Below are 21,376 nucleotides of genomic sequence, written 5' to 3'. Positions count from 1 at the left end.
CATGGTGGGAACTCGCCGCGCAGAAGAAGAGGCCAGCGCGACGAGGGCACCCTTTCGGGACTGAGAGAGACGAGATGGGGACCGGACCACGGCGGGACGACGGACGATCCGCGCAGGAGACCGACGGATACACGGTCCCCTTCCCGGGTCGGCTGAGCGATGTGACCGGTGCGCGGCTCGCCGCCGACGGCTACCTGGCCGGTCTCGCCCGCACCTCGCCGCCCACGCATCCGGACTGCTGGAACGACATCCTGCTGGTCGTGACGGAGCTGGCCGCCAACGTCGTCCAGTACGCGCCGGGCCCCTTCGAGCTGCGGATGCGCCGCACGTACGACGGGGTCCACGTCACGATGCACGACTCCAGCCAGGTCCGGCCCGAGCCGCGGCCCTTCCACCCGGACGGGGGCGGGGGCGGCGTCGGCTGGCACCTGCTGCACACGCTGTGCGACCAGGTCAGCGTGGTCGTCACCGCGGACGGCAAGGACGTCCACGCCTTCCTGCCCTGGTGAGGACGGCCCGGTGCGGGCGGGTGCGGTCACCCGGGCCGGTGCGCTACCACCCCGAACATCGTCACCGACATGTGCACCGCGCCCCGCTCGGCCGCCTCGGCGAGATCGGCGTACAGGGTGTCCCGCTGCTCCACGGTGACGGCGCCGGTGCGCACGGCGGCCTCGGCGAGCATGCGGATCAGCGGCCAGGCGACCGAGTCGTGGTCCTGGAGCAGGGCCTGCGACCCGCGGTCGTCCACCACGAACCCGGCCGCGCTCAGCTGGCCGACCAGACGGCGCCCGGAGTAGGGGTTGGCGCCGTTGAGTGCGGCCCCGGTCAGGGCGCGTACCACCGCCGGTTCGCCGGGGTGCAGGAGGGTGGTCCCCCAGTCGGTGTCGAGCAGGGCCACCCGGCCGCCGGGGCGCAGCACCCTGGCCATCTCGGCGATCGCCCGGTCGGGCTCGTGGAGGTGCTGGAGGACCCGCTCGCACCACACGACGTCCATCGACCCGTCCGGCACGGGCAGCGCCTCCGCCTCGCCCTGCAGGAAGCGGGCCCTGCTGTCGACGGACCGCTCCTCGGCGACCGCGCGCAGACTCGGGTTGACCTCCACGCCGACGGCGACGCCGTCCGGGCCGAGGGCTGCGGCCAGGGCCCGCGTCTGCGAGCCGGTGCCGGATCCGACGTCGAGGAGCCGTTCGCCGGGCCGCACCGCCAGTGCCTCCTCGGCCCACACACGGAGCCGCCGTACCCCCGGGTTGGCGTCCTGGGAGTCCAGGGCGGCCACCAGCGGGGCGACGCGATCGGGGTCGATGTGCCGCTTCTGGAAGCCCGTTCCGGGCTGGGTCTGCGCCATGGCGGGCACTCTACTGGCGTATCTGATCGCCGCGGGACGGCCTTTGACCGGACGGAAGTCCGGCGCATATCTGTGCGACAGCCGGTTTCTCCCTGCGATCCAGGGGCATGCTGGAGCCCACGCGTTCGTCTGCCTGCTCCGCCCGGCTGGCGGAACGGCGTCGGGCACGGTGGGATCGATGTGGTGCGAAGCAAGCGTTCCTGGGCACGCGGACGGCGTCGAGCCGTACGGCCTGGAGCAGCGGAAAGGGAAACACCGTGACACGACCCAGGATCCTGGTGGTGGGCGCAGGCTTCGCCGGAGTGGGGTGCGTGCGCCGCCTGGAGCGGAAACTGTCCCCCGACGAGGCCGACATCACCCTCGTCTCGCCGACCTCCTACCAGCTCTATCTCCCCCTGCTGCCACAGGTCGCCTCGGGGGTGCTGACGCCCCAGTCGATCGCCGTCTCGCTGCGCCGCAGCAAGCGGTACCGCACCCGGATCATCCCGGGCGGCGCCATCGGGGTGGACCTGAAGTCCAAGGTGTGCGTCGTCCGCACCATAACCGACCAGCTCGTCAACGAGCGGTACGACTACATCGTGCTGGCCCCGGGCAGCGTCACCCGCACCTTCGACATCCCCGGCCTGACCGACCACGCGTTCGGGATGAAGACCCTCGCCGAGGCCGCCTACATCCGCGACCACGTCATCGCCCAGCTCGATCTCGCCGACGCCAGCGACGACCCGGCCGAACGCGCCGCGCGGCTGCAGTTCGTGGTGGTCGGCGGCGGCTACGCGGGCACCGAGACCGCGGCCTGTCTGCAGAAGCTCACGCACGCGGCCCTGAACCGCTACCCGAACCTGGACCCGAAGCTGATCAAGTGGCACCTGATCGACATCGCGCCGAAGCTGATGCCGGAGCTCGGCGACAAGCTCGGCCGCAGCGCCCAGGAGGTGCTGCGCCGCCGCGGCGTGGACGTCTCCCTCGGGGTGTCGATCGAGAAGGCCGGTGCCGAGGAGGTCACCTTCACCGACGGGCGGGTGGTGCCCACCCACACGCTGATCTGGACGGCCGGGGTGGTCGCCAGCCCGCTGATCGCCACCATGGGCGCGCAGACGGTACGGGGGCGGCTCGCGGTCACCGCAGAGATGACCCTGCCCGGCCACGACGGGGTGTTCGCGCTCGGCGACGCGGCGGCCGTACCGGACAAGGCGAAGGACGAGCCGGGCGCGGTCTGCCCGCCGACCGCGCAGCACGCCATGCGGCAGGGCAAGGTGGTCGCCGACAACGTCATCGCGGCGCTGCGCGGCCAGGCGCTCCGCCCGTACGTGCACAAGGACCTGGGACTTGTGGTGGACCTCGGCGGCAAGGACGCGGTCTCCAAGCCGCTCGGCATCGAGCTGCGCGGTCTGCCCGCCCAGGCGGTGGCCCGCGGCTACCACTGGTCGGCGCTGCGCACCAACGTGGCCAAGACCCGGGTGGCCACCAACTGGCTGCTGAACGCGCTGGCCGGCGACGATTTCGTGCGCACGGGCTTCCAGTCCCGCAAGCCGGCCCGGCTCAAGGACTTCGAGTACACGGACACCTATCTGACGCCCGAGCAGGTGCGGGCGCGCGCCGAGGGACTCGAGGACCCCGGCAGTTCGCCGGCGTGACGCAGAGCGCGGCGGAGTGAGCACGGCGGGGCGGTCGGCGTGGGCGGAGTTCCGGGGGCGGCTGTCGGCGGCCGACCCCGGCCTGCTCCGGTTCACCGCCGGTCTGCGCACGGTCACGTCGATCGCGCTCACGCTCGCCGTGCTGGCGGCGCTGCGGACCGGCGTGACCCATCTGGTCGCCGGGGCCATCACGGCGATGGTGGCCACCTTCGCGATCCGGGAGAAGGGGCGGCCGGGGCAGGCCGTCACGCTCGCGCTCGGCCTGCCGGTGGCGCTCGCCTCGATGTCGCTGGGCGCGCTGCTCAACGCGCGGGTGGTGGCGGGCGACCTGTTCTTCGTGGCGCTCATCTTCTGCGCGGTCTACAGCCGCCGCTTCGGTGACCGGGGCACGGCGCTGGGACTGATCGGCTTCCAGATCTACTTCGCCTCGCTGTTCGTGCACGCGACCGAGGCCGCGCTGCCCGGCCTGTACCTCACGATCACGGTGGCGTTCGGCTGTGCCGCCGTGGCGCGTTTCGTGCTGGTCCGGGAGACCGCCGCGGGCATTCTGGACCGGCTGCGGCGGGCTTTCCGGGCCCGGCTGGCCCAGCTGGTTTCCGCACAGGCCGAGCTGCTCGACGCCGGACCGGACGAGCTGGACAAGGCGGTGGAGGAGGTCCGGGTCAGGACCGCCCGGCTGCACGAGACGGCGCTGCTGATCCAGGGGCGGCTCACGGACGGCACCTCCGACGAGGCGGTGGCGAGGCTGGTGCAGCGCCGGATCGCGGACGCGGAGATCGCCGCCGAGCGGCTCGGGCTGCTGCTGCTCACCGCGCGCGGCACCGAGCGGGCGGACACGCTCACCCTCCATCTGCCCGGTGCTCCGCTGTCGTCGGCCCTCGGGGAGCCGGTGCGGGACGAGGCGATGGAGCGGCTGCGGCTGGATCTGGAGGCGTTGCGGCTGCTGGTGCTGCGGCCGGGCGGCCCCGGGAGGGGGACCGCGCTGGCCGCGCTCCGCAACCGGCTGCTCGGCTACCGCGAGGGGGAGAACCTGCCGGCCGCCCCTCCCGCCGTCCAGGACGTCTTCCGGGGCATCGGCGAGGCCGGGCGGGCGGTGCTGGGCCTGCGGATCGCCCTGGACGGGCCACAGGACGAGTCGGACGACACCCCGGCCACCTCCCGGTCCCGGGAGGAACTGGACGCCGAGGACGCGGCCATCGAGGGCGTCGGGGAGGCCGACGGGGAGACCGTGGAGGCGACCGGGCTGCGCCGGCCCACCACGCGGGCGGCGGTGCAGGTGGCGGTCGGCTCGTCGCTGGCCGTCGTGGGCGGCGAGTTCCTGTCCGCGCAGCGCTGGTACTGGGCGGTGCTGACCTGCTGGATCGTGTTCCTCAACACCGCGTCCACGGGCGAGATCCTGGTCAAGGGCTACCGCCGGCTGCTCGGCACGGTGCTCGGCGTGGTGGCGGGCATCCTGCTCGCGGGACTGGTCGGGCACCACACCTGGACGGCGTTCGGGCTGGTGCTGCTCTTCATCTTCGCGATGTTCTACTCGGCGCCGGTGTCGTACACCCTCATGTCGTTCTTCGTGACGGCGATGCTGGGTCTGCTGTACACGCTGCTCAACACCTACAGCCTGGACGTCCTGGTGCTGCGGGTGGCGGAGACGGCGCTCGGTGCGGTGTGCGGCGTGATCGCGGCCGCGGTGGTGCTGCCGGTGCACACCGACCGCCGTACCGACGACCTGCTCGTGACGACGCTGGACCGGCTGGCCGACGTGACCCGGGCCGCCGCCGACCAGCTGGCCGGGGCGCCGCCGGTCGACCTGGTGGAGAAGGCCCGTGCCCTGGACCAGGCGCTGGCCGATCTGGCCGGGGCCGTTCAGCCGCTGACCCATCCGATCACCCCGCTGCGCTCCCGCCGGGACACCGCCCGCTATGTGGTGGCGCTCCTGGAGACCTGCGCCTACCACGCCCGGTCGCTGGCGGCCACGGCGGAGCTGCTGCCCACCCATCCGGCCATCGCGGCGGATCCACGGCTGCGCGGGGCGGGACGGCGGATCGTGCGCAACATCGAGGCGATCGCCGCCCATGTCGCCGACGCCGGGTCGGACGCACGCATCGAGACCGGCCCCAGCATCGCCTCGACGCTGGAACCGGGCACGCTCCGCGCCCCGCGCTACGGCAGGGTGACCGACCGCGTGCTGCGCCACCTCCAGCGCCTGGACGAGTCGGTGACGGGCCTGGCCCGTCCCCTGGGTGTCCCCGTCCGGCAGCCCGGCCCCTGACGCGGGGTCACTCCGCCACCGCGAGGGGGACGGACGCGCGGTCGCGCGCGTCCCTCACGACCTCCGCGGCCGGCACCGCGGCAGTGGGCGCGGCGGGGATGGTGACGGGTGGCAGGCCGGCCGTCGCGTCGGCGGCCAGGAGGTGGCGGGCCTTGGCCAGAGCCGCTGCGATGTCGCGGGTTCCGGTGATCACGCAGAGCGTGTAGGCCAGGTCGCCCGCTTCGGGGCCCGGTGCCGTCTCCGCGGTGCGTGCACGCTCGTAGTCGTCCACGAGCCGGCGCAGTGTGGCGGGGTGGGGCGTCAGCACGGCTTCACTCCTCGGTCGGTCGGAAGTGGTTCCACGGCGGCCATGGGGATCGTGGGGGTCATTCGGCGTTCCGGCCCAGCGCCTCGGCGCGGACGCGGGCGCAGCTGCGGCTGATGAGCCGGGAGACGTGCATCTGGGAGATGCCGAGCTTGTCGGCGATCCGGCTCTGGGTCATGTCCTCGAAGAAGCGCATGTAGAGGATGGCCCGCTCCCGTTCGGGCAGCCGGCGCAGTCCTTCCTTGGCCGCCTCGCGGTCCACGACGACGTCGTAGGAGCCGTCGGCCTCGCCGAGGGTGTCGGCGAGGCTGTAGCCGTCCTCGCCGGCGGAGAGTTCGGCGTCCAGCGACAGGGTGCTGAAGCTCTCCAGAGCCTCCATCCCGGCGCTGACCTCGTCCTCGGTCAGCCCGGTGTGGGCGGCGAGTTCGGCGACCGTGGGCTCGGCGGAGCCCGGGTTCTGGGTGAGTTCGCGGCGGGCCACCCGTACCCGGTTGCGCAGTTCCTGCACCCGGCGCGGGACGCGCAGCGCCCACATCCGGTCGCGGAAGTGCCGCTTGACCTCGCCGGTGATGGTGGGCACCGCGTAGCTCTCGAACGCGCCGCGCGAGGGGTCGTAGCGGTCGACGGCCTTGACCAGGCCCAGGGCCGCGACCTGGCGCAGGTCCTCGACGGACTCGCCGCGGTCGCGGAAACGGCCGGCGATACGGTGCGCCATCGGCAGCCAGGCGGCGACCAGCTCGTCGCGCAGGACGTCCCGCTCGGGGCCGTCGTCCAGCAGGGCGAGGCGGGCGAAGAGGGCCGCCGTGTCGGGGGCGTCGTCGTGGGTCCGGCGGGGCGCCGTGCGGGTGGTCTCGGGCGTGCGGGAAGGGCTGGTCGGCAAGTCGGTGGGCATGCGGATTCGCTCCTGAACTGTGGGTTTCAGGGCGTCGCCGGAACGTGGTTCCGGGACTGGGCCCGAACTGCGATGTCAGGGTTGCCGCGGAAGCACCACCGGACCGCTCCACGGGCCCGGGGGCTGTCGTAGGACTGCTCCCGCTGGCGCGCGCCTCCGGTCCGAAGCACGACACTCCGCCTGCCCCTTCGATCCGGACCCAAACAGGGTTGCCGGAACCGGTTCGTCCACGGGGTCAGCTCAGGGGCACGACCGCGGTGATCCGCTTGCCTCCGCAGGGCAGTCCGGCGACCTCGACGTCCCGGGCCAGCCGGCACACGATGGGCCAGCCCCGGCCGCCGGCCCGCCACCGGTGCCGTTCGTCGACGGCCCGTTCGGCCACCGGTACATCGTCGCTGCGGTCGCTGACGGACACCCGTAGCGCGCACCCCTCGACGTCGACGGCGAAGCCGGTGATCCCGCCGCCGTGCAGGATCGCGTTGGTGGTCAGCTCCGAGGTGACGAGCAGGGCGTCGTCGAGGGCTTCGGCGGGGCACGGCACGGCGGCGACCGCGCCGCGTACCGCTCTGCGGGCGTCGGCCGGCCGCAGCGGCGGCCGACGGGGCTCGGGTGGTGCCATGGTCGACTCGGTCCGGTACTTGTCGTACATCCCTTCGCTCCCTGGGTGGTGGACCGGTGGGTTGGCTCGGTCCCGTCCTTACGGGGCTCTTCTTTTCGGCTCACCGGTCCGTGCGCGGTCAAACCCGTTGGGTGGCGACAAGGGGCTCCCCAAAGTGAAACGGGTCACGTACCCTGTTCACGGTTACGCGAAATCGCTCTGGATGGTTTACCGTTCATCCATAAGTGGTCGAGGAGTTGACAGCAGGTCCTCCCGCGCCACCTCTGACGGCCCTGGCTGGCCTCCCCCGTCCAGCCAGGGCTTTTTCATGTCCGCACCGGTCCCCGACGGCGATTCTCACCTTCCTCGAGGTGCCTGGCGGGGCGGCAGCGGCTGAAATGGGCGTAGGGAAAGCACCCCGTACCCTCGCCGGCGAGGAGTCCCGTGCCATGACCAAAGCCATCAAACTGCTCACCGCCCTGCCCCAGGCTCAGCGCGAGCGCCTCATGGAACTGGCTCACGAGGTCTCCTTCCCCGAGGACTCCAGGATCTTCGAGGCCGGCGGCACCGCCGACCGGTTCTGGGTGATCCGCTCGGGCGCGGTCAACCTGGACCAGGAGGTGACGTCGCACAAGCGGGTCACCGTCGCCACCCTGGGCGCCGGCGACCTGCTCGGCTGGTCCTGGCTGTTCCCGCCGTACACCTGGGACTTCGGGGCGGTGGCCTTCAGCCGGGTGCGGGCCTACGAGTACGACGCCTCGGCGGTGCTCGCGGTGTGCGTGGAGGACCCGTTGCTGGGCCTGTCGCTGGTGCGGACCGTCGCCGAGATCCTCGCCGGCCGGCTGGAGGCCACCCGTGGCAAGCTGCTCGACGCCTACGTCGGGCGACGGCCCGCCTAGCCGGTCAGACGCGGTAGCGGCGCAGGGCCGGGACCGCGGCCGCGAGCGCCAGCATCACCGCGACCACCAGCAGCCCGCCGCCCGCGACCGCCGCCCGCGGTCCGAAGACCGAGCCCGCGGTGCCGTGCAGCACGTCGGCCAGGCGCGGGCCGCCCGCGACCACCACGGTGAACACGCCCTGCATCCGGCCCCGCATCTCGTCGGTCGCCGCGGACAGCAGGATCGCGCCGCGGAAGACCATCGAGACCATGTCGGCGACCCCGGCGGCGGCCAGGAAGGCCACGGCGATCCAGAGGTTGCGGCTCAGCCCGAACCCGGCGACGGCGGCTCCCCAGCCGACCACCGCGCCGATCACCATCAGGCCGTGCCGGCGGGCCCGCGAGAAGGTGCCCGAGAAGAGCCCGCCGAGGACCGCGCCGACCGGGATCGCGGCGAACAGCAGGCCGAGCGCGAGCCCCTCGCCGTAGGGGGCGTAGGTCTGCGCGGCGAGCTGCGGGAACAGGGCGCGGGGCATGCCGAAGACCATCGCGATGATGTCCGCGAGGAACGACAGCAGCAGCACCTTGTGCATGGAGATGTACCGGAAGCCCGCCACGATCTCGCGCACCCCGGCCCGGCGCGCCGTCGCACCCGCGAGCGGCGGCAGCGCGGGCAGCCGGTAGACCGCCCACACCGTCACGCACAGCGCCAGCGCGTCGATCAGGTACAGGTCGGGCAGCCCGATGACGGGGATCAGGGCACCCGCGAGCAGCGGACCCACGACCTGCCCGGTCTGCATGACGGTCGACCCGAGGGCGTTCGCCGCGGGCAGCTGGGCCTCGGGGACCAGCCGCGCGATGGACGCGGTACGGGCGGGCGCGTTCAGCCCCCAGAACGCCTGCTGCATCGCGAGCAGCACCATCAGCGCGGCCACGGACTTCATCCCGGTGGCCGCCTGCACGAAGAACAGCAGCGAGGTCACGCCGATACCGATGTTGGTGATCAGCAGGAGCCTGCGGCGGTCCATGGTGTCGGCGACCGCCCCGCCCCACAGCGCGAACACGATCAGCGGCAGCAGGCCGGCGAGGCTGGCCGCGCCGACCCAGGCGGACGACCCGGTGATGTCGAAGATCTGCTTGGGCACGGCGACGGCGGTCAGCTGGCTGCCGACCGAGGTGACGATGGTCGACGTCCACAGCCTGCGGTAGGCCGGGATGCGCAGCGGGCGGGTGTCCATCGCCCAGCGCCGCCAGCCGCTCCGGGGCGGGGCGGCCGTGGTGTCGTGGGGAGTCTGTATGTCGGACTGGGTGCCGCTCTCGCTGGTGTCCACGGAGTTCCTGGTGTCCTGCTCTTCTCGATGCCCGCTACATCTTTTCTGTTGCAGGTTCACTATCGCAGCAACTTCGACGGCTGCCGAACCGGTTGTCTCAGGATGCGGCACCGCGGGGATCCGGGCGCCTCAGGATCCGGCCGCCAGCATCAGGCCGAGCCCGATCATGGTCACCGCCACCAGCCCGTCCAGCACCCGCCAGGCGGCGGGCCCCGCGAGGTACCGGCCGAGCAGCCGGGCACCGAAGCCGAGGGCGGTGAACCAGCAGAGGCTGGCGAGGGCGGCCCCGAGGCCGAAGGTCCAGCGCAGGTCGCCCCGGTCGGCGGCGAGGGAGCCGAGCAGGAACACGGTGTCCAGGTACACGTGCGGGTTGAGCCAGGTCATGGCGAGGCAGGTGAGCACCGCCCGCCGCCGGGACCCGGCCGCCTCGCCGTCGGTGCGCAGGCCGCCGGTGCCGGGACGCAGGACCCGGCGGGCGGCCAGGGCGCCGTAGCAGAGCAGGAAGGCGCCGCCGATCAGCCCGACCGCCCGTACCGCGCCCGGCCAGGCCACGACGATCGCGCCCACCCCGCCGACGCCGAGCGAGATGAGGGCGGCGTCGGAGAGCGCGCAGATACCGACGACCACGAGGACCGCGTCACGGCGGATGCCCTGACGCAGTACGAAGGCGTTCTGGGCACCGATGGCGACGATGAGCGAGAGGCCGCTGCCGAAACCGGCGGCAGCGGCTGCGAGAGAGCTGGACATGCCCTCGACGCTACGGAAGCGATCACTGCGCGTACAGCTAAAGATTTTTACGTACCATTAACACAGCTGAAGGTGGGAGAAGACGGGAGTAGGACGGTGGAGCTTCCGCTCGACCAGGTGCGGACACTGCTGGCGGTGGTGGACGAGGGCACGTTCGACGCGGCGGCCGCGGCCCTGCATGTGACGCCGTCGGCGGTCAGCCAGCGGGTGAAGGCGCTGGAGCAGCGCACCGGGCGGGTGCTGCTGCAACGGTCCAAGCCGGTGCGGCCGACGGAGTCGGGTGAGGTGCTGGTCCGGTTCGCCCGGCAGCTGGCGCGGCTGGAGCGGGACGCGCGCGGCGAGCTGGGCATGAGCGGCGCCGGGGAGCCGACCCGGGTGTCGGTCGCGGTGAACGCGGACTCGCTGGCGACGTGGTTCCTGCCGGCGCTGACCGGGTTGCCGGGCGTCTACGTCGAGCTGCGGCGGGAGGACGAGGACCATACGGCCGCGCTGCTGCGGGAGGGGCTGGTGATGGCGGCGGTGACCTCGTCGGCGGATGCCGTGCCCGGGTGTTCGGTGCGGGCGCTGGGGCGGATGCGGTACCTGCCCGTGGCGGCGCCGGAGTTCGCGGCGATGCGTCTGGCGGGGGCGCCGGCGGAGGCGCTGGCCGGGGCGCCGGTGGTCGTGTTCGACCGGGTCGACGACTTCCAGGACGGGTTCGTACGGGGGCTGGGCGGTGCGGGGGCGAGTGCGCTGCGGCACTACGTGCCGACGTCCGAGGGGTTCGTGGACGCGGTGACGGAAGGGCTGGGGTGGGGGATGGTGCCGGAGCCGCAGGCAGTGCCGCGGTTGCGGGAGGGACGGTTGGTGCGGCTGGGTGAGCGGCGGGAGCTGTGGGTCGACGTGCCGTTGTTCTGGCAGCAGTGGAAGCTGGACTCGCCGGCCCTGGGGGCGGTGGCGGAGGCGGTTCTGCGGACGGCGCGGGGTGTGTTGCGCCAGCCGTGAGGGGCGGGCCGGGGTAGTGCGGGTGCATGGGGGCTTGTCGCGCAGTTCCTCCCCAGGGGGCGGTCACAAGGACCGTTCGGCGCTGTCCAGGAGCATGTCCAGGGCCGTTGGGTATGCGCTCGTCACCATGCGTTTCGCCAGCAGCCGGGACGCCTCCGCGATGCGTGGGTGGGTCGTGTCCGGGAGGTGGGCGTAGGTGGAGTGCCATTTGTCCTCGTCGGCGCGCTGGGAGTCCTTCGGGAGGGTGAGGGAGGCCGCGTCGAGGGCGGCGAAGGCGAGGGTCTGGTCGATGAAGGCGTGGTAGATGCGGACGGTGTCGGGCAGTGAGAAGCCTGCCGTGCGCAGGATGTCCAGGACGGCCTCGTCGGCGGCCAGTTCGTGGGCCCGGCCGGTCACGCGGTTCGTCGTCAGCAGGGCGGCCTGCGGGTGGGCGACGTACTGCGCGTGGATGCGCAGGCCGATGGTCCGCAGATCCCTCCGCCACTCCCCCGTCGGGGTCCAGCCGGCCAGCGCCTCGCCGATGAGGGCGTCACCGATCGCCAGGGTCAGGTCGTCCATGCCCCGGAAGTAGCGGTACAGGGTGCTGGGGTCGCAGTCGAGGGCCAGCCCGAGGCGGCGGGCGGTCAGGCCGGCGCTGCCGTGCTCACGCAGCAGCCGCAGCGCGGTCTGCACGATCAGCCGCTCGGAGAGCACCGTGCCGCCGCGGGTGGGACGGCGCCTGCGCCGCTTGTCCTCCGGTACGACCGTTTTGGGCATCGCCCACTCCCTTGCGTTCTTATGCCAACGCCATTGACCTTACGCGACGGCCGGGCGTTTGATTCCGGCCAAGGCGCCCCGTACCCGACGAAGCTCTCTGTCCGAGAAGGAGATTCCGGCATGCGTGTACTGCTCGTGGGAGCCGGTGGTGTGGGCACCGCCGTCACCCGGATCGCGGCCCGGCGGCCGTTCTTCGACCTGATGGTGGTCGCCGACTACGACCGGGCCCGCGCCGAGGCGGCGGTGGCGGCCGTCGGCGACGACCGGTTCCGCGCCGAACGCGTCGACGCCGGTGACGAGGCGGCCGTGGCCGCCCTGCTGGCCCGGTACGGCTGCGACGTGCTGCTCAACGCCACCGACCCGCGCTTCGTCATGCCCCTGTTCCGGGCCGCCCGCAAGGCCGGCACGGACTACCTCGACATGGCGATGTCCCTGTCCCGGCCCCATCCCGAACTGCCGTACGAGGAGTGCGGGGTCAAGCTGGGCGACGAGCAGTTCGCGCTGGCCGGGGAGTGGGAGCAGGCGGGAGCCCTGGCGCTGGTCGGGATGGGGGTGGAGCCCGGTCTTTCGGACGTGTTCGCCCGGTACGCGGCCGACGAGCTCTTCGACCGGATCGAGGAGATCGGCATCCGCGACGGCGCGAACCTGACCGTGGACGGCTACGACTTCGCGCCCTCCTTCAGCATCTGGACCACCATCGAGGAGTGCCTCAACCCGCCCGTCGTGTACGAGCGGGAGCGCGGCTGGTTCACCACCGCGCCGTTCAGCGAGCCCGAGGTGTTCGACTTCCCGGACGGGATCGGGCCGGTCGAGTGCGTGAACGTCGAACACGAGGAGGTGCTGCTGGTGCCGCGCTGGGTGGACGCGCGGCGGGTCACCTTCAAGTACGGGCTGGGAAACCAGTTCATCGAGACGCTGAAGACGCTGCACCTGCTGGGCCTGGACCGTACCGAGCCGGTGACCGTGCCCGGCGCGGACGGGCCGGTCGCGGTCTCGCCCCGCGACGTGGTCGCCGCGTCGCTGCCGGATCCTGCGACGCTCGGCGAGCGCATGCGCGGCAGGACCTGCGCGGGCACCTGGGTGCGCGGGGTGAAGGACGGACAGCCGCGGGAGGTGTATCTCTACCACGTTGTCGACAACGAGTGGTCCATGGCGGAGTACGGTTGTCAGGCCGTGGTGTGGCAGACGGCCCTCAACCCGGTCGTCGCCCTCGAACTCCTGGCCACCGGCGCGTGGTCGGGCTCGGGCGTCCTCGGCCCGGAGGCGTTCCCGGCCCGCCCGTTCCTCGACCTGCTGACCGAATACGGCTCCCCCTGGGGCCTGCGCGAGCAGTGACCGCCCGCGAATCCTGCGGGACTTGGCCGTTTCAGCCGCGCCCGGACCGGTGACCCGGACCCGAGCAACCCACACGAACGGCAGAATCGACTTGGATCGCAGGTGACATCGATGGACGACTGGCGAGACCACGCCGAGTGCCGGAACGAGGACCCCGACCTCTTCTTCCCGATCGGCACCACCGGCCCGTCCTTGCATCAGACCCGGCGCGCGAAAGCGGTCTGCGAGCGCTGCCCGGTGCAGGAATCCTGTCTGAACTGGGCGATGGAGTCCGGGCAGGCGATCGGTATCTGGGGCGGTACCACCGAGGCGGAACGCCGGCTGCTGGCCCGCCGCCGGCAGCGGGCGGAGCGCCGGTTCAGCTGACGTCGGCCGGGGCCGGTGCGGCCGGCAGCCGCAGGGTGAACTCGGCGCCCTTGCCGGGTTCGCTGCGCGCCTCGGCGGTGCCGTCGTGGGCGGCGAGCAGATGGCGCACGATCGGCAGGCCGAGGCCGCTGCCTCCGGTGCGGCGGCTGCGGGACTTCTCCGCACGCCAGAACCGCTCGAAGACGTGCGGGAGATCGTCGGCGGCGATGCCCGGCCCCGTGTCGGTGACGGTGAGGACGACGTCGTCGCCGGCCCGGCGGGCGGACAGGGTCACCGTGCCGTCGGCGGGGGTGTGCCGGATCGCGTTGGAGACCAGGTTGCCGAGGGCCTGCCGCATCCGCACCGGGTCGGCGTCGAGCCAGGCGGTGGCGTCGGTGTCGGTCAGCAGGGTGACCCCGGCTCCGTCGGCGGCGACGCGGTGGGCGGCGGCGGCCTGGTCGACCAGGTCGGCGGCGCGCACCGGTTCGCGGTGCACGCGCAGGGTGCCGGCGTCGGCGGCGGCCAGGTCCTGGAGGTCGTCGATGATCCGCTGCAGGACCAGCGCCTCCTCGTGCAGGGAGCCGAGCAGGGCCGGGTCGGGGTCGACGAGGCCGTCCCGGGTGACCTCCAGCCAGCCGCGGATGTTGGTGAGGGGGCTGCGCAGTTCGTGGGCGATGTCGCTGACCATCGCTCTGCGCTGTTCCTCCAGGCGTTCCCGGCGTTCGGTGAGGTCGTTGAACGCCTGGGCCAGCAGCCCGGTCTCGTCCCGGGTGCGCACCGGTGCCCGGGCGTGCAGTTCGGGCGGCTGCTGCGCGGCGGCGGTCAGCGCGCGCAGCGGCCGTACCAGGCGCGTGGCGACGACGGCGGTGACGGCGACCGTGACGGCGAGGACCAGACCGGCCGCGCCGACGATCTTCGCCTTGTTGGTCCGGGACATGTCGAATCGGGGTGCGGTCTGGTCGCCGATGCCGAGGAAGAGTTCGGCGGCCGGGGCGACGTACGGTTCGAGCTGGGTGCGCCGGGCGTTGAGGACGCAGTTCTTCGCGATCTGGTCCATCTGTCGTCGTCCGGGATCCTTCTTGGTGATGAGGAAGGGGCCGGAGACCGGGTTGCGCCCGGTGCTGTCGTAGGTGAGGGAGAGCTTGCCGCCCAGGTCCATGTCCTTGGCCTGGAGGCAGGCGCGGGCCAGGCCGGTCAGCGCGGTGAGGGCCTTCGTCTCGGTGGCGGTCGGGTAGTCGAGCGCCGAGTCGCGGCCGGTGCCCGCGGTCATGCCGAAGCCGCCGCAGTCGAACTTGTAGTAGGAGGAGGTGTCCGTGCCGTCCTCGACGACCAGGTAGGGCCGCCCGCTCGGGGTGTGCTGGACGCTGGTGCCGGAGCTGAACCGGTCGAAGCAGGACTTCTGCTTCTCCGCGACCAGGTCCATCTTCTCGCGCTCGCTCGCGGTGAGCCGGAACGGGCCGACCGCGCGCGGGTCGATGCCGCTGAGCTGGGCGCCGAACTCGGTGTATGTGTCGGTGTGCAGCGGGTCCACGGCGGCCGCGGGCCGAGGGGGCAGCGGGGTGTCGTGGGACGCCGAGTCGGCGATCAGCGTGCGGTCGGCGGTGGTCAGCGCGATCCGGCGGCCGGTCTTCGCGGCCAGCGCCCGCACGGTGCCCTGGACTCCGCTCCAGTCGGGGTGGTCCGCCGCGTACCCGCTGAGCTCGGCGAGGATCTTGTTGTCGGCGGCCAGGTCCTGCCCCTGTTCCTCCTCCAGCGCGCTGGTGGTGGTCGTCACGGCGAGCCAGGCGGTGGCGGCAACGGAGCAGACGGCGATCAGCACCGAGGTGAACAGCAGCCGGACCAGCAGCCGTTTGCGCCACGGTATCCGGGGCGGCTTCACGGCCGCCTGCCGCTCAGCTTGTAGCCGACGCCGAACACGGTCACCAGCCGTACCGGCCGCCGGGGATCGGCCTCGATCTTCCGGCGCAGGTTCATCACGTGGACGTCGACGGCCCGTTCGGTGGAGGACCGGTCGAAGCCCCGGGTGCACTGCAGCAACTGCCGTCGGGTGAAGACCCGGTCGGGTTCCCCGGCCATGGCGAGCAGGATCTGGAACTCGGCCGGGGTCACCTCCACCGGCTCCCCGTCGCAGCGCACCGCGTGCCGCACGGGATCGACGCTGATCCCGGCGGCGGTCACCGCGGGTTCCTCCTCCCGGACGGGGGCGGCCCGTCCGCTGCGCCGCAGGATCGTCCGGATCCGGGCCATCAGCTCGCGCGGGCTGTACGGCTTGGTCATGTAGTCGTCGGCACCCAGTTCCAGGCCGAGCAGCACGTCGTCCTCGTCGGAGCGGGCCGTGAGCATCAGCACCGGGATCTCCGGGTCGCCGCCGCGCAGCACCCGGCAGACGCCGAAGCCGTCGATGACCGGGAGCATCAGGTCGAGGACGACCAGGTCGGGGCCGAGCCGCCGGGCCGCGTCCAGCGCGGCGGCCCCGTCGTGGACCACGGTCGCGCTGTGCCCCTCGGCGAGCAGCGATCTCCGGATCAGCTCGGCCTGCATCTCGTCGTCCTCGGCGACCAGCACATGCGCACACACGAGTTCGAACCCTAGCCCTCTACCGGGCGAGCCAGGCGGCGTGCCCCATGACGACCACCGGATGCCGTGCCGGGTCGAGGGTGCGCAGCAACTCCTTCATGTGCGCCTTGGCGACACTGACACAGGCGTGCGTGGGGCCGCCGTGGTCGACGTGCAGCCAGACGCCACCGCCCCGCTTCGCACCCATCGGCCGGGTCCAGTCGAGCGGTGAAGTGCCCGGCTCGCGGTTGTAGTTGATGGCGATCACATAGTCGAAGGAGCCTTCCAGCGGCTCGCCCTCGAACCCGGTACCGGGCGAGGTGAAGCCGTAGGACTGGTGGTACGGCAGCCTGCTCCCCGGGTCGGCGAGCAGGCCCCCGGCGTCGGTGAGCCCGTACACGCCGACGGGCGAGCGCAGGTCCCCCGCCATGTGGTGCTCGCTCCAGCCGTCCCTGCCGTTGTGCGCGGGCCAGGAGGCGCCGGGCTGCCAGACGTCGTCGTCACGTTCGTACAGGACGACGGTGGAGAGCGGGGAGTCCTCGCCGCGCCCGGACGCGACCACGACCTGCTCCGCCCGCCCGGGTATCGCGGCCATGGTCCTCGGCCCGAGTCCGGATATGCCGCTCGGCCGCGGGCTGTTGCTCTCGGGTGTGGGGGAAGCCGTCCCCGTCGCCGGCCGGTCGTCGCCCGACCGGCTCGGCGCGGCCTCGGCGCCGCCCCCGCACCCGGAGAGCAGGAGGGGGGAGGCGGAGAGGAGGGCGACAGCTGTTCTGCGATGGATCATGAGACCGACCTTGGCCGACGAATGTAAGAAACTCGTCAGCTTTCAGTGCCCCTTCAGGGGCGGGGGGAACTCCGCGACAAGCTCCCACCGGCCGTCACCCGAACGACTGCTACGGCTTGCCCTTCTTGTACAGCCACGTCCGGAACAGGGAACCGAGGTCCTTCCCCGCCTCCGCCTCGGCGAGCTTCACGAACTCCGCGGTGGTCCCGTGCCCGTACCGGTGCTCCGCGGCCCACGCCCGCAGAATCCGGAAGAACACCGGGTCCCCGACCGCCTTCCGCAGCTCGTGCAGAGCCATCGCGCCCCGGGCGTACACCGGCTCGCCGAAGATGTTCTTCCCGCTCCCCGGATCCCCCGGCGGATACGCCCACAGCTCGTCGTTCGCCGGCTTCGCGTACAGCGCGTCGAAGCTCTTCTGCGCGCTGTCGCCCCCGTGCTGCTCGCTGTACAGCCACTCGGCGTACGTGGCGAAGCCCTCGTTGAGCCAGATGTCCTTCCAGGCGGTGAGGGAGACGGAGTCGCCGAACCACTGGTGGGCGTTCTCGTGCACGAGCGTGCTCAGGTCCGGCGCCGAGTCGTAGACCGGCCGCCCCTGCGTCTCCAGCGCGTACCCGACGTCCGGCGCGTGGTCGACTATCGACCCGGCGGACCGGAACGGGTAGGGCCCGAACAGCTTGCTCTCCCACTCCAGCACCGACGGCAGCTTCTTCAGCACGGCCGCCGACGCGCTCGCCTCGCGCGGGTCGACCGCGTTGTACACCTTGATCCCGTCCCGGGTGGTGTACTGCTGCACCTTGAACTTGCCGACGGTGGCGGTCGCGAGGTACGCGGCCATCGGCTCGGTCTGCCGCCACCGGAAGGTCGTGCGGCCGCCGGAGGTGTGCTGTCCGAGGAGGACGCCGTTGGCGACGGCGGTGCGCCCCTTGGGGACGGTGATCGTGAAGTCGTACGACGACTTGTCCTTCGGGTGGCTGTTGGCCGGGAACCAGGTCATCGCGCCCTGCGGCTCCCCGGCGACGAACGCGCCGTCGTCGGTGCGGATCCAGCCGTCGGCCGAGCCGTCGGGGTCGGTGACCTGCTTGGGCGTGCCGTTGTACGCCACGGTGACCCGGAAGCCGCACCCCTTCGCCAGCGCACGCGCCGGTGTGACGACGAGTTCCTGTCCGCTGCGGCTGAAACGGGCGGTCCGGCCGTCGACGGTCACCCGGGTCACCTTCAGGCCGCTGAGGTCGAGGTCGAAGCGGGTCAGCTTCTCGGTGGCGCGGGCGGTGAGCACCGCCTTGCCGTCGAGGTGCCGGGAGGAGGTGTCGTAGCGGAGCGTCAGGTCGTAGTGGCTGACGTGGTAGCCGCCGTTGCCGCTGAGCGGGAAGTAGGGGTCGCCCGCGCCCGCCGCGCCGACCGTGCTCGCCGAGGCCGTTCCGGCGGCGGCGAGCAGGGCCGCCACGGCGATCGGGACGGTGCCGAGGACGGCCTCGCGGCGGAGGACTGCGGTACGTCTGCTTGCGCCCTGCACATGGACTCCTTGGGGGGTGGCCGATGATCAATGGCCCACAGACTAGGCGCGCGGGGGTCCGCCTTTCCCCCTCATTCTGGTCAAGCTGCGCCGCGTCGGCAGCCCGTGGGCCGGGGCCGCCGTCTACGCTCACGGCACCGTCAGCGAGCCGAAGGGTGCATCGACCGTGAGCGTGCGCGTGCGCAGGATCTATGAGTCGCCCGAGCCGGCGGACGGGGTGCGCGTCCTGGTGGACCGGCTCTGGCCGCGCGGGCTGTCCAAGGAGGTCGCGCACGTGGACGAGTGGCCCAAGGGGCTGACACCGTCGGACGAACTGCGCCGCTGGTTCCACGCGGGCGGTTCGTACGAGGAGTTCGTGCACCGTTACGAGGCGGAGCTGGCCGCTCCCGAGGCCGCCGAACTCCTCGACGGCCTGCGGAAGTCGGTGCACGAGGGGCCGGTGACCCTGCTCACCGCGTCCAAGACCCCGGCCGAGAGCCACGCCACCGTGCTGGCGCGGCTCCTGGCCGACTGAGCCGGTGTCGAATCCGCTGCGGTTCGGCAGCGCCCCGAGGGGCGCTGGGGGCCCCCGGCCGAAGGCTGGGGGAGGAACTGCGCGACCAGCCACAACGGCGCCGCAGACGCAAGACAGCAGACGGCACCCCACGGCACTTCCGACACACCGCTCACGCAGTCTGCTTCGCCGCCGCGCGCCCCGCCGCCCGCCCCGAGAACAGGCAGCCGCCGAGGAACGTGCCCTCCAGCGCGTTGTAGCCGTGCACGCCGCCGCCGCCGAAGCCGGCCACCTCGCCGGCCGCGTAGAGCCCGCCGATCGGCTGCCCGTCGGTGCCGAGGGCTCGGGAGTCCAGGTCGGTCTGGATGCCGCCGAGGGTCTTGCGGGTGAGGACGTGCAGTTTGACGCCGATCAGCGGTCCTGCGGCGGGGTCGAGGATGCGGTGCGGGGCGGCGACGCGGCCGAGGCGGTCGCCGATGTAGCGGCGGGCGTTGTGGATGCCCTGGACCTGGGAGTCCTTGCTGTAGGAGTTGCCGATCTGCAGGTCGCGGGCGACGATCTGGCGCCGCACCTCTGCCGCGTCGAGGAGGGCCTTGCCGGTGAGGCCGTTCATCTTCTCGACCAGCTGCTCCAGGGAGGTCGCGGTGACGAAGTCGGCGCCGTGGTCGAGGAAGGCCTGCACCGGGCCGGGGGCGCCCTTGCCGAGCAGCCGGTCGCGCAGCACGGCCTTGCGGTCCTTGGCGGTGATGTCGGGGTTCTGCTCGGAGCCGGAGAGCGCGAACTCCTTCTCGACGATCTTGCGGGTGAGGACGAACCAGGAGTGGTCGTACCCGGCGATGTCCTCGGTGGTCCGCAGGTGCCGGAGGGTGCTGAGGGTGTCGTAGCCCGGCAGGCAGGGATCGGGCAGGCGGCGGCCGAGGGCGTCGAGCCAGAGGGAGGAGGGGCCGGGCAGGATGCGGATGCCGTGGCCGGGCCAGATGGAGTTCCAGTTCTGGATGCCCTCGGTGTAGTGCCACATGCGGTCGCGGTTGACCAGGCGGACGCCGGCCTCGGCACTGATGTCGAGCATGCGGCCGTCCACGTAGGCGGGGACGCCGGTGACCATCTCGGCGGGGGGCGTGCCGAGGCGCTCGGGCCAGTAGCGGCGGACGATGTCGTGGTTGGCGCCGATGCCGCCGGTGGTGACGACGACGGCCTGCGCGGTGAGTTCGAAGTCGCCGGTACGGTCGCGGTTGGAGGCGACGCCGCGCGCCGAGTCGTCGGGGGCGAGGACGGTGCCGCGGACGCCGCGCGCCTCGCCGTCCTCGATGACGAGTTCGTCGACCTGGTGACGGTGGTGGAAGGTGAGCAGTCCGTCGCGGGCGGCCTGCCTGGCGTACCGGACGAAGGGTTCGACCACGCCGGTGCCGGTGCCCCAGGCCACGTGGAAGCGGGGCACGGAGTTGCCGTGGCCGTCGGCGCGCAGGTCGCCGCGCTCGGCCCAGCCGACGGTCGGCAGCAGGCCGATGCCGTGGCTCTGCAGCCAGGGACGCTTCTCCCCCGCCGCGAACTCGACGTAGGCCCGGGCCCAGCGCACCGCCCAGGAGTCCTCGTCGTCCTTGCGGTCGAACTGGGCGCTGCCCTGCCAGTCGTTCCAGGCCAGGTCGAGGGAGTCCTTGATGCCGAGGCGGCGCTGTTCGGGCGAGTCGACGAGGAAGAGCCCGCCGAAGGACCAGAACGCCTGGCCGCCGAGGTTCGCGGCGTTCTCCTGGTCGACCAGGGCGACGCGCCTGCCCCTGCTGGTGAGTTCGTGCGCCGCGACCAGGCCGGCCAGGCCGGCTCCGACGACGATGACGTCCGCGTCCATGGCGACGCCTTTCTGATCCGAGTGTTGTCCGGGTGGTGTGCGGTGTCTTATCCGAGTCGGGTGCTGCCGTCGGTCAGCAGCGCGGTGAGCAGTTGCCCCAGCCAGGCACGGGCCCGGTCCACGTCCTTGTCGAGCAGCAGCTGGACCGTGACCCCGTCGTAGGCGGCGACCACGGCCTGGGCCGCGCCCTCGACGTCGCCGAGCACGGCGGGGATCGGCGTGTGGCCGCGGGCCCGCAGCAGCCGGTCGGCGACGGCCTCGCGCAGCCGGGCGCGGTGGTCGAGGAGGAGTCCGGCGACGGCCGGGTCCCGGGCGGCGTGCACCAGGAAGTCGGTCTTGACCAGCAGCCAGTCCACGTCGAGGAGCAGTACGTCGGTGACCCGGTCCACCGAGGCCGGTACGTCCAGGTCGGGTCCGTCGCCGGCGAGGGCGTCGGCGACCTGCTGGGCGATGAGGTCGGCGCGCTCCCGGTAGAGGGCGAAGAACAGCTCGTCGAGGGTGGCGAAGTTGGAGTAGAAGGCGCCCCGGCTGAACCCGGCGGCCTCGCAGACCTCCTCGATGGAGACCCGCCCGAAGCCCTTGGCCGCGAACACGGTGAACGCGGCGTCGAGCAGCCGGGCGCGGGTCTGCACCCGCCGCCGGGTCACGCGCCGGTGCGTGCCGCCGTCCACTGTCATGGGCCGACCTCCTTTCGATACGCCAATGTATCGAATACATCGCTGTATCGAAAGAGGCCGGCGCACGTCCGTGCCGCGAACCCGCCGGTGATC

At 72.5% G+C, this 21,376-nt stretch carries 21 protein-coding genes; 8 read left to right on the top strand and 13 right to left on the bottom strand.

Going from position 1 to position 21,376, the window contains the following annotated elements; all coding sequences use genetic code 11:
* Positions 1 to 74 precede the first annotated feature (74 nt).
* Positions 75 to 509, top strand: a complete 435-nt coding sequence (locus tag ACZ63F_RS42035; protein ID WP_469719249.1) for an ATP-binding protein — start codon at positions 75 to 77, stop codon at positions 507 to 509.
* A gap of 26 nt (positions 510 to 535) precedes the next feature.
* Here the strand turns inward: ACZ63F_RS42035 and ACZ63F_RS42030 are convergent, their stop codons facing one another.
* Positions 536 to 1,345: a methyltransferase domain-containing protein gene (locus ACZ63F_RS42030; protein WP_469719247.1), complete on the bottom strand. Its 810-nt coding sequence runs from the start codon at positions 1,343 to 1,345 to the stop codon at positions 536 to 538.
* Between the two features lie 257 nt (positions 1,346 to 1,602).
* On the opposite strand from ACZ63F_RS42030, the gene ACZ63F_RS42025 reads away from it, so the two are divergent.
* Both ACZ63F_RS42025 and ACZ63F_RS42020 read left to right on the top strand, forming a co-directional pair.
* Complete coding sequence (locus ACZ63F_RS42025) at positions 1,603 to 2,979, top strand: NAD(P)/FAD-dependent oxidoreductase (protein WP_469719245.1); 1,377 nt, start codon at positions 1,603 to 1,605, stop codon at positions 2,977 to 2,979.
* Between the two features lie 16 nt (positions 2,980 to 2,995).
* Positions 2,996 to 5,245, top strand: coding sequence for an FUSC family protein (locus ACZ63F_RS42020; RefSeq protein WP_469719243.1), 2,250 nt, complete (start codon positions 2,996 to 2,998; stop codon positions 5,243 to 5,245).
* A 7-nt stretch (positions 5,246 to 5,252) separates the two neighbouring features.
* Here ACZ63F_RS42020 and ACZ63F_RS42015 read toward each other — a convergent pair whose 3' ends face one another.
* From ACZ63F_RS42015 to ACZ63F_RS42005, 3 genes are all read right to left on the bottom strand, one after another.
* Complete coding sequence (locus tag ACZ63F_RS42015) at positions 5,253 to 5,552, bottom strand: DUF5133 domain-containing protein (RefSeq protein WP_469719241.1); 300 nt, start codon at positions 5,550 to 5,552, stop codon at positions 5,253 to 5,255.
* 58 nt (positions 5,553 to 5,610) lie between these two features.
* Complete coding sequence (locus tag ACZ63F_RS42010) at positions 5,611 to 6,441, bottom strand: SigB/SigF/SigG family RNA polymerase sigma factor (protein ID WP_469719240.1); 831 nt, start codon at positions 6,439 to 6,441, stop codon at positions 5,611 to 5,613.
* Positions 6,442 to 6,676: 235 nt separating this feature from the next.
* Complete coding sequence (locus ACZ63F_RS42005) at positions 6,677 to 7,090, bottom strand: ATP-binding protein (protein ID WP_469719239.1); 414 nt, start codon at positions 7,088 to 7,090, stop codon at positions 6,677 to 6,679.
* A gap of 398 nt (positions 7,091 to 7,488) precedes the next feature.
* Here ACZ63F_RS42005 and ACZ63F_RS42000 point away from each other — a divergent pair, with 398 nt between their 5' ends.
* Positions 7,489 to 7,938 carry a cyclic nucleotide-binding domain-containing protein gene (locus ACZ63F_RS42000; RefSeq protein ID WP_469719237.1) on the top strand — a complete coding sequence of 150 codons (450 nt, stop codon included), beginning with the start codon at positions 7,489 to 7,491 and terminating at the stop codon, positions 7,936 to 7,938.
* Positions 7,939 to 7,942: 4 nt separating this feature from the next.
* Here the strand turns inward: ACZ63F_RS42000 and ACZ63F_RS41995 are convergent, their stop codons facing one another.
* Together ACZ63F_RS41995 and ACZ63F_RS41990 are read right to left on the bottom strand one after the other, a co-directional pair.
* Positions 7,943 to 9,247 carry an MFS transporter gene (locus tag ACZ63F_RS41995; protein WP_469719236.1) on the bottom strand — a complete coding sequence of 435 codons (1,305 nt, stop codon included), beginning with the start codon at positions 9,245 to 9,247 and terminating at the stop codon, positions 7,943 to 7,945.
* A 129-nt stretch (positions 9,248 to 9,376) separates the two neighbouring features.
* The gene (locus ACZ63F_RS41990) at positions 9,377 to 9,994 is read right to left on the bottom strand and encodes a LysE/ArgO family amino acid transporter (protein WP_469719234.1); all 618 of its coding nucleotides are present in this window, start codon (positions 9,992 to 9,994) and stop codon (positions 9,377 to 9,379) included.
* Positions 9,995 to 10,090: 96 nt separating this feature from the next.
* Here ACZ63F_RS41990 and ACZ63F_RS41985 point away from each other — a divergent pair, with 96 nt between their 5' ends.
* Entirely contained in the window at positions 10,091 to 10,978 is an 888-nt protein-coding gene (locus ACZ63F_RS41985) for a LysR family transcriptional regulator ArgP (protein ID WP_469719232.1), read from the top strand.
* Between the two features lie 63 nt (positions 10,979 to 11,041).
* On the opposite strand, the gene ACZ63F_RS41980 is transcribed toward ACZ63F_RS41985, so the two are convergent.
* On the bottom strand, positions 11,042 to 11,734 hold the full coding sequence (locus tag ACZ63F_RS41980; RefSeq protein WP_469719230.1) for a TetR/AcrR family transcriptional regulator: 693 nt from the start codon (positions 11,732 to 11,734) through the stop codon (positions 11,042 to 11,044).
* Between the two features lie 120 nt (positions 11,735 to 11,854).
* On the opposite strand from ACZ63F_RS41980, the gene ACZ63F_RS41975 reads away from it, so the two are divergent.
* Complete coding sequence (locus tag ACZ63F_RS41975) at positions 11,855 to 13,069, top strand: saccharopine dehydrogenase family protein (RefSeq protein ID WP_469719228.1); 1,215 nt, start codon at positions 11,855 to 11,857, stop codon at positions 13,067 to 13,069.
* 111 nt (positions 13,070 to 13,180) lie between these two features.
* Positions 13,181 to 13,435 (top strand): WhiB family transcriptional regulator, encoded by a 255-nt coding sequence (locus tag ACZ63F_RS41970; RefSeq protein ID WP_469719226.1) that lies wholly within the window; start codon positions 13,181 to 13,183, stop codon positions 13,433 to 13,435.
* On the opposite strand, the gene ACZ63F_RS41965 is transcribed toward ACZ63F_RS41970, so the two are convergent.
* The 4 genes from ACZ63F_RS41965 to ACZ63F_RS41950 all read right to left on the bottom strand — a co-directional run bounded on the left by ACZ63F_RS41965 (position 13,428) and on the right by ACZ63F_RS41950 (position 18,267).
* Entirely contained in the window at positions 13,428 to 15,293 is a 1,866-nt protein-coding gene (locus ACZ63F_RS41965; RefSeq protein WP_469719224.1) for a HAMP domain-containing sensor histidine kinase, read from the bottom strand. The two genes, ACZ63F_RS41970 and ACZ63F_RS41965, sit on opposite strands and share 8 nt — an antisense overlap.
* On the bottom strand, positions 15,290 to 15,991 hold the full coding sequence (locus ACZ63F_RS41960) for a response regulator transcription factor (RefSeq protein WP_352364709.1): 702 nt from the start codon (positions 15,989 to 15,991) through the stop codon (positions 15,290 to 15,292). The genes ACZ63F_RS41965 and ACZ63F_RS41960 overlap by 4 nt, the downstream gene beginning before the upstream one ends.
* 19 nt (positions 15,992 to 16,010) lie before the next feature.
* Positions 16,011 to 16,754: a hypothetical protein gene (locus ACZ63F_RS41955; RefSeq protein WP_469719222.1), complete on the bottom strand. Its 744-nt coding sequence runs from the start codon at positions 16,752 to 16,754 to the stop codon at positions 16,011 to 16,013.
* Positions 16,755 to 16,863: 109 nt separating this feature from the next.
* The gene (locus tag ACZ63F_RS41950) at positions 16,864 to 18,267 is read right to left on the bottom strand and encodes a M1 family metallopeptidase (RefSeq protein WP_469719220.1); all 1,404 of its coding nucleotides are present in this window, start codon (positions 18,265 to 18,267) and stop codon (positions 16,864 to 16,866) included.
* Positions 18,268 to 18,433: 166 nt separating this feature from the next.
* Between ACZ63F_RS41950 and ACZ63F_RS41945 the strand changes: the two genes are divergently transcribed.
* Positions 18,434 to 18,781 (top strand): DUF488 domain-containing protein, encoded by a 348-nt coding sequence (locus ACZ63F_RS41945; RefSeq protein WP_382724575.1) that lies wholly within the window; start codon positions 18,434 to 18,436, stop codon positions 18,779 to 18,781.
* A 151-nt stretch (positions 18,782 to 18,932) separates the two neighbouring features.
* On the opposite strand, the gene ACZ63F_RS41940 is transcribed toward ACZ63F_RS41945, so the two are convergent.
* Positions 18,933 to 20,606 carry an FAD-binding dehydrogenase gene (locus ACZ63F_RS41940; RefSeq protein WP_469719218.1) on the bottom strand — a complete coding sequence of 558 codons (1,674 nt, stop codon included), beginning with the start codon at positions 20,604 to 20,606 and terminating at the stop codon, positions 18,933 to 18,935.
* A gap of 47 nt (positions 20,607 to 20,653) precedes the next feature.
* Entirely contained in the window at positions 20,654 to 21,283 is a 630-nt protein-coding gene (locus ACZ63F_RS41935) for a TetR/AcrR family transcriptional regulator (RefSeq protein ID WP_469719216.1), read from the bottom strand.
* Positions 21,284 to 21,376: the final 93 nt, after the last annotated feature.

It is taken from the genome of Streptomyces sp. NPDC104761 (genome assembly GCF_055583445.1).
Note: the sequence above shows the minus strand (reverse complement) of the source record. Positions and strands in the feature narration are given on the sequence as shown.